The organism is Streptomyces sp. NPDC055400, from assembly GCF_053644375.1.
This window is the reverse complement of sequence record NZ_JBSHLM010000037.1, coordinates 1-6,064: the sequence shown is the minus strand read 5'-3', so window position 1 is coordinate 6,064 and position 6,064 is coordinate 1. Positions and strand designations below refer to the sequence as shown.

Sequence of the window (6,064 nt, the reverse complement as noted above, 5' to 3'; positions counted from 1 at the left end):
ACATGTTCAGACGAAGGCCGCCTTCATGTCCGGCAGATACCAAACCGAGTGATCAAGTTCGACGGACCATTCGACGCCGCACGTTAAAGATCAAGTTAGTCAGCGGGCGGGGATCGACGAGAGCGGAATGGTAAGGGTGGACATGATCTGCGACCAGGGTGCCCAGGACGCTCCGGCTCAGGCCCGCTCATCAGCGCATCACGCCTGTGGCGAGCTGCCCTTGACCCGTGGTTGACGGCGGACGCCCTCACGGCCCCTTCTGTCCGCTTTCGCCCCTACTGCCCCCCCTCCGGGGGTGATTGACGCAGCCCGGCCACGAGCTGGCGCAGCCGCTGTGTGGGGCGGAGCCCCAACTCGTTGCGGAGGCGCCACGCGTAGCGTTCGAAGTGGTCGAGCGCCTCAGCCAGGTTGCCCTCCGCCAGATGGGCGCGGATCAAGGAGACCTGGCTGCTCTCCCGAAGTGGATCTGCCTGCACGGCCGTATGAGCGGCCGTCACCGCCCCGGCGAACTGCTCGGCGTCAATGAACTCTCTCGCCAGTTCCTCGAGAGCATGGAGTCGGAGCTGGCGCCATTTCTCCGCCTCCAGCACGACCCACTCGTCGTACCACCCGGGCAGCAGATCGGCGGAGAGCTGGTCGACGGTCGCCGCATTGAGGCCGAGGTCCTCGGCCGGAACGCAGGGGTCGAGTATGCGTTGGGCGAGCGACTGGGCACGATGCAGGTCGACAGCGACCCCTCGCACGAGGCGCACATCTCTGGGAGATATGTCCAGCGCCTTCCGGCCCAAGCTGTGCAGACGTGTCAGCGCCGCCCGAAGGTTCGTGTGCGCCTTCTGCTCGGATGCTTCGGGCCAAAGGCTTCCGGCGATCAAGGACCGAGGGACGGAGACTCGGGAATGGTAATTGAGCGCGATGAATGCCAAGAGTCGCTTCGAGCCTACCGGGACTGCCACCGAGACATCGTTGACCACGAGGTCGAAACCGCCAAGGAGAGCTATGTGTACGGATGGCTGGCTGTTCACGGACATAGAAAAGGCAGCGACATCATCTGGGCTCATTGCTGTGTGATCGCTCGGGATCCGTTGCCCCAGGCGCCCGCAGACTGGCGGCGCCGCCATTCTCCAAGGATCCGCGATCTCCACACCTCCCAAATCCATGCTGCTCCGCCCGCCGAGGATTGTCTAATTCGCCCAAGTTGACCCATGGAGAGCCCTCTGAGTGCGGGCCGCCGACCCCTTACGGGCACCGCACGCATGCCTGGACGGAGTCTGACGGGGGAAAACCGACGAAGGCTGCGCGACACGACCGCGCCGTCACCGAATGACTTCCCCCTGCGCGAGCCGGTGATCCGCAGAGCGAAGCGGCCCTTGCCGAAAAGTACGGGGTATCGCGTGGCGCCCATCGGCCCGCCGTGCGTGAACTGGAGACCGCCCGCCACGGCGGGGCGCGACACGGGATCGGCTGGTTCGTCTGCTCTCCTTCCTGGACTCCCGATTGCCTCGGAGGCATTGGATTATGCAGCTGGCCCAGCCTCGCCGTTTCGGTTGAGGCGATGAGGCGTCGCCGGGGGGCACTGTCGGGTGGCCGACGCGATCTCGGTGCTCGGACATGGCGCAGTCCCAGAGCGGTGGTCGGGTTCTCCAAGGCCCTTCGGGTAGTGGTGGGCCAGGGTTCGCCGGTCAGCCAGCGGGACGGGGCAACGCGGCGAGTCGATGGAAGGCCGTGGTCAGTTCGTATCTCCAGGGCCAGGCCGCCGATATTCGCAAGCGCAGGCGGCGGCCGCCGCGGGTGAGGCGTGCGGTGACGTGCAGCAGCCGGTAGTGGAGCTTCTTCGGCTCGGACTGCGGCCAGTTCGCCGTCCAGCAGCAGGACGCGGGCCCCAGGCCAGCAGGCCGATCGCCATGAGGCTGAGTTCGAGCCAGACGGTGTTGACGCCGAAGTGGCAGGGAGAAAGCGGCCGAAGCCGGTGGTCTTGCCGCACCGGATGTGGTCTTCGACGGTGGCAAGCCCACGGTGGCGGATCTCCAGAAACTGGGCGAAGCCACCACTGGAGTAAGGGGTGTCGGTGACGAATACCTGTGACGCAGGCCCTCGTCCTGCTCGAACCGGAACAGTTGGGCTCCGGGGTGCGGCCCGCTCGCGGCACACGATGATGCGTGTGGGCCGGGTAGCCGTCCAGATCGACCATGCCGGTCAGCTCGGCGACCTCGGCACCATCACGCAGGGTGCCGTCCTGGTCCAGGGCGGGATGCCAGAGGCGGTCGGGCATAGCTCGGCCAGCGCGGCGGGCCGACTCGGTGACCGCGTGTCCGACCGAGAAGAAGGTACGGATTCCTTGTTTCCTCACGTCGCGGACGTGGGCGAGGAAGGCTTTCGCAGATCCGGCGCTGTCGGCGCGGCCGAGGATATCGGTGCCGTGCCGGTGAGCGTAGGGATCTGCCTGAGCGCCTGGTCGAATACCGGCGGCGGTGTTGGCTCTGGAGTTGCCGGGCCGCAGTCGTCCCGACACGGCCTCGCCGGTGTTCGCGAGGAAACACAGCGGCGGATGGAAGCCGAAGCTGCCCTTGCACGTCGGGGCGGCCTGTTCCTTTTCCGAGTGACGGAAGGATGAACTACTTCTCCACCATCCCGGGGAGCGCTCACCGGACTTCTCGTCGAGCGCGAACACTCCCTTCGCCTCTCCGCTGAGGACGAGCGAGGAAGTGGAAACGGCGATCTCCGCTTCGTCCCTGCCGAATCACTTCGCCCACTCTGCTTTGCCGGTGGCGGGGTCGACGAGCGATGCCTCGGTCCACGTGCCCCACCGCAGGAGCCGGTGTAGGTGCCTGCGGTGGTCAGGTTCTGCCCAGAGAGAGAACTACGTCACGTTGCCCGAGTTGCTGCCGCTGACGTTGCCCGAGCCGGTCCCGATGACGTTGCCCGAGTTGCTGCCGCTGACGTTGCCCGAGTTGGTGCCGGTGATGTTGCCAGAGCGGCTGCCGGCGACGTTGCCCGAGTTGCTCCCGCTGACGTTGCCCGAGTTGCTGCCGATCGTGTTACGCGAAAGGCTCCCGAGAACATTGCCCGAATCGCTTCCGGTCACGTTGCCCGAGTTACTGCCGATCGTGTTACTCGAAAGGTCTCCACGGGTGTTGCCCGAGTTACTTCCGGTCACGTTGCCCGAGTTGCTGCCGATCGTGTTACGCGACAGGTCGCCGACCGTGTTGCCCGAATTGCTGCCGAGCGTGTTGCCCGAGTTGCTGCCAATCGTGTTACGCGACAGGTTGCCGACCGTGTTGCCCGAGTTGCTGCCGATCGTGTTGCCCGAAAGGCTCCCGAACACATTGCCCGAATCGCTCCCTCTGACGTTACCGGAGTTGCTGCCGATCGTGTTACGCGAAAGGTCGCCGAGCACATTGCCCGAATTGCTCCCCGTCACGTTACCTGAGGCATTCCCGATCGTATTGCCCGAAAGGTTGCCGCGAGTATTTCCTGCGTTGTTCCCTGTGACGTTACCAGAGGCGTTCCCGATCGTATTGCCCGAGCTTTCCCCGGTGACGTTTCCAGAACTGCCCCCGATGATGTTGCCCGAGCTGTCCCCGAGTACATTGCCCGAGTTGTTGCCGCCGACGTTGCCCGACGCGTTCCCGATGACGTTGCCCGACAGGTTGCCGCTGGTGTTGCCCGCGTTGTTGCCGCTGACGTTGCCGGATGCGTTCCCGATGACGTTGCCCGACAGGTTGCCGCTGGTGTTGCCCGCGTTGTTGCCGCTGACGTTGCCGGATGCGTTCCCGATGACGTTGCCCGACAGGTTGCCGCTGGTGTTGCCCGCGTTGTTGCCGCTGACGTTGCCCGAGCTGTCTCCAATGACGTTGCCCGAACCGTCCCCGGCTGCGAGCGTACTGATGCCCCCCACAGCCTGACCTGCCGCGTCCGGGACAGCGGCAGCCGGCGCGACAGCCGTAGCTGTCATTCCTCCGATAAACGCGACTGTCGCTGCGACGCTTAGTGCGATTTTCCTGGTCATGGAATTATCCTTTCGGCGCTGCACTTGTGACCCCCGCTCGGATGCCATCGTGAACGGTCGACCATCATCACGGTGTGACTTCGGCGTGACGCTGACGTGACAGGTGGAACTGATAGCAGCTTCTCGCTCAGCACGCCAGCAGCCGAGTGTTCCGCTGCTTCCGTGTTCTTTCGCGCTCGGCATTCCGGTCAACGCGTCTCACGGCTTGCCTAAAACACTTGGAACCGCTAGAGATCTCCAATGACTGAGGTTACGCGGTTGGAAGTCGAGGCCGGTCTTGGCGATGAGGCCGTCAATGAGGCCGGGCCAGTAATGCATCCGTTTGAGCCGAGTCTTCACGAGCGTGGTGAGCTGGTCGAGGCTGTGCTTGGTCAGGTTGGCCAGAGACCGTTTCAGGTGCGACCAGACACCCTCTACTGAGGTGAACTCGGGTGCACAGGGCGGTAGTTGGTAGACGGTCCGCCATAATTGGGCGTCGACAGGCTGGCGCATGCGGTGGCTTACGTGCGTGTTCAAATTGCCCCAGACCACGACGATCGAACCGCCGAGTTACTGGTGTGCGGCATCCAGCAGGCCTGCGTAGTCGGTCTCGGTGAAGCCCTTCCGCTGGCCCTTGGCGGGGCCGTGGTCGAGGTGGATGCGGTAGACGGGCCTTGACCCCGAATCCTGGACGCGGTCCGCCGCGGGATGCGGGTCTGGGCGGCGGCGGGAGTTCCGGCAGTGCGGGTGGCGGTGGTGTCTCGCCGAGCCGGCGACCGCGTTGTTCGTCGCGCGCGGTCCCGCTGCTTTTCCGCATCGCGGCGGCAGGCGGGAGAGCAATAGATCTGCCGCAAGCGGGGGTTGTCAGTGAACTCGCCGCCGCAAGCCGGGCAGGAATGCGCCGTGGACCGAGCGCCGGGCGAGGACTTTGCAGCGGGGAGAGTAGTAGATCTGACGCGGGTGAGGGACGAACTCGCCCTCTCAGACAGGGCAGGTGACGCTCTCGGGGCCTTGCGGCAGGTGCCTTTCGGTGTCAGGAGGCACGGGCATTCACTCCCTTGCGCAGGGTCTCGACCTGGTTCTGGTGTCCGCGGAGCCGGTAGGAGGGGCCGTCGATTCCCGCGACGACGGCCCGGTGCAGGAGCCGGTCGAGCATTGCGGCCGCGACGGTGGCATCGCCGAAGGCGCCGGCCAGTCGGCGATGCCGACATTGGTCGTCAGGATCGTGCTCCCCAGCGAGGAATACCGGATCCCGCCCAACGAGGAATGGGAGGAGTACCTCGGCCACTTCGAACGTCGCCGCGTCGCCCTGGGCGACTGCGGCCGCGCCTACGGAACCAGCTGCGTCCACGAGCACAGCTGTCTGCGATGCAGCCTCCTGCGGCCTGACCCCGACCAGCGCCACCGCATCGTGGCCATCCCAGCGCCACCGCATCGTGGCCATCCGCGACAACCTGCTCGACCGTATCGCCGAAGCCGAACGAGAGGGCTGGCTCGGCGAGGTCGAAGGACTCAAAGTCAGCCTCGCCGGAGCCGAGGCCAAGCTCGCACAACTCGACGCCCGAGCGGCGCAAGCTCGACGAGCAGTTGACCTGGGCATTCCTTCGTTCAGCGAGATCGCCACCCGAACTACTTGACCACGGCCCGCTCCGCGCTGCCGCCAGCGCGCGGCACCGCTACCCGAGTCCATTGAACGAGGCGGTCGAGGACCGCCAACACGACCTCCTGACGCCCAGCTGGCAGGAAAGGCCAGGTCAGCCAAGCCGGCGCGGACAGCAACACGACGGCCAAAAGAGGCAGCGCAAACAACGCAACGAGAACAGGGCGTGACAGCCACACAGGCATGTGTCGACCTCCAGATGAGCCCCTCAAGGGGAACCATGCTGGATGGCGACGCAAACTGGGCACTCCATGCGCTCCGGCGCATGCAATCTCCGGCCAGAGCCGACATCCAGTAATCCGACCTTTCTCTACCCACAACTTGGCTCTAGAGATCTTCAATGGCTGAGGTTACGGCGGTTGGAAGTCGAGGCCGGTCTTGGCGATGAGACCCTCGATGAGGCCGGGTCGGTACTGCAT

Annotated in this window: 5 protein-coding genes and 1 pseudogene; 2 read left to right on the top strand and 4 right to left on the bottom strand. The window is 65.2% G+C overall.

Features of this window, described 5'->3' with window-relative positions:
• Nucleotides 1-275 precede the first annotated feature (275 nt).
• Nucleotides 276-743 carry an AfsR/SARP family transcriptional regulator gene (locus tag ACWIGU_RS44705; RefSeq protein ID WP_454407688.1) on the bottom strand — a complete coding sequence of 156 codons (468 nt, stop codon included), beginning with the start codon at nt 741-743 and terminating at the stop codon, nt 276-278.
• A gap of 1,415 nt (nt 744-2,158) precedes the next feature.
• Here ACWIGU_RS44705 and ACWIGU_RS44700 point away from each other — a divergent pair.
• Nucleotides 2,159-2,611 (top strand): hypothetical protein, encoded by a 453-nt coding sequence (locus tag ACWIGU_RS44700; protein WP_454407687.1) that lies wholly within the window; start codon nt 2,159-2,161, stop codon nt 2,609-2,611.
• Nucleotides 2,612-2,857: 246 nt separating this feature from the next.
• Here ACWIGU_RS44700 and ACWIGU_RS44695 read toward each other — a convergent pair whose 3' ends face one another.
• The 3 genes and pseudogenes from ACWIGU_RS44695 to ACWIGU_RS44685 all read right to left on the bottom strand — a co-directional run bounded on the left by ACWIGU_RS44695 (nt 2,858) and on the right by ACWIGU_RS44685 (nt 5,429).
• Nucleotides 2,858-4,006, bottom strand: coding sequence for a beta strand repeat-containing protein (locus ACWIGU_RS44695; protein ID WP_454407686.1), 1,149 nt, complete (start codon nt 4,004-4,006; stop codon nt 2,858-2,860).
• Nucleotides 4,007-4,204: 198 nt separating this feature from the next.
• Nucleotides 4,205-4,669, bottom strand: a pseudogene (locus ACWIGU_RS44690) (transposase); the annotation flags it as partial.
• A 349-nt stretch (nt 4,670-5,018) separates the two neighbouring features.
• On the bottom strand, nt 5,019-5,429 hold the full coding sequence (locus ACWIGU_RS44685) for an ATP-binding protein (protein WP_454407685.1): 411 nt from the start codon (nt 5,427-5,429) through the stop codon (nt 5,019-5,021).
• Here ACWIGU_RS44685 and ACWIGU_RS44680 point away from each other — a divergent pair.
• The gene (locus tag ACWIGU_RS44680) at nt 5,422-5,622 is read left to right on the top strand and encodes a hypothetical protein (protein WP_454407684.1); all 201 of its coding nucleotides are present in this window, start codon (nt 5,422-5,424) and stop codon (nt 5,620-5,622) included. The two genes, ACWIGU_RS44685 and ACWIGU_RS44680, sit on opposite strands and share 8 nt — an antisense overlap.
• The last annotated feature ends 442 nt before the right edge of the window (nt 5,623-6,064 follow it).

What these genes read in the sequence shown, in the direction of transcription:
- ACWIGU_RS44685 (WP_454407685.1), bottom strand. Translation starts at nt 5,429, where the DNA reads ATGGCCACGATGCGGTGGCGCTGGGATGGCCACGATGCGGTGGCGCTG.
- ACWIGU_RS44695 (WP_454407686.1), bottom strand. Translation starts at nt 4,006, where the DNA reads ATGACCAGGAAAATCGCACTAAGCGTCGCAGCGACAGTCGCGTTTATC.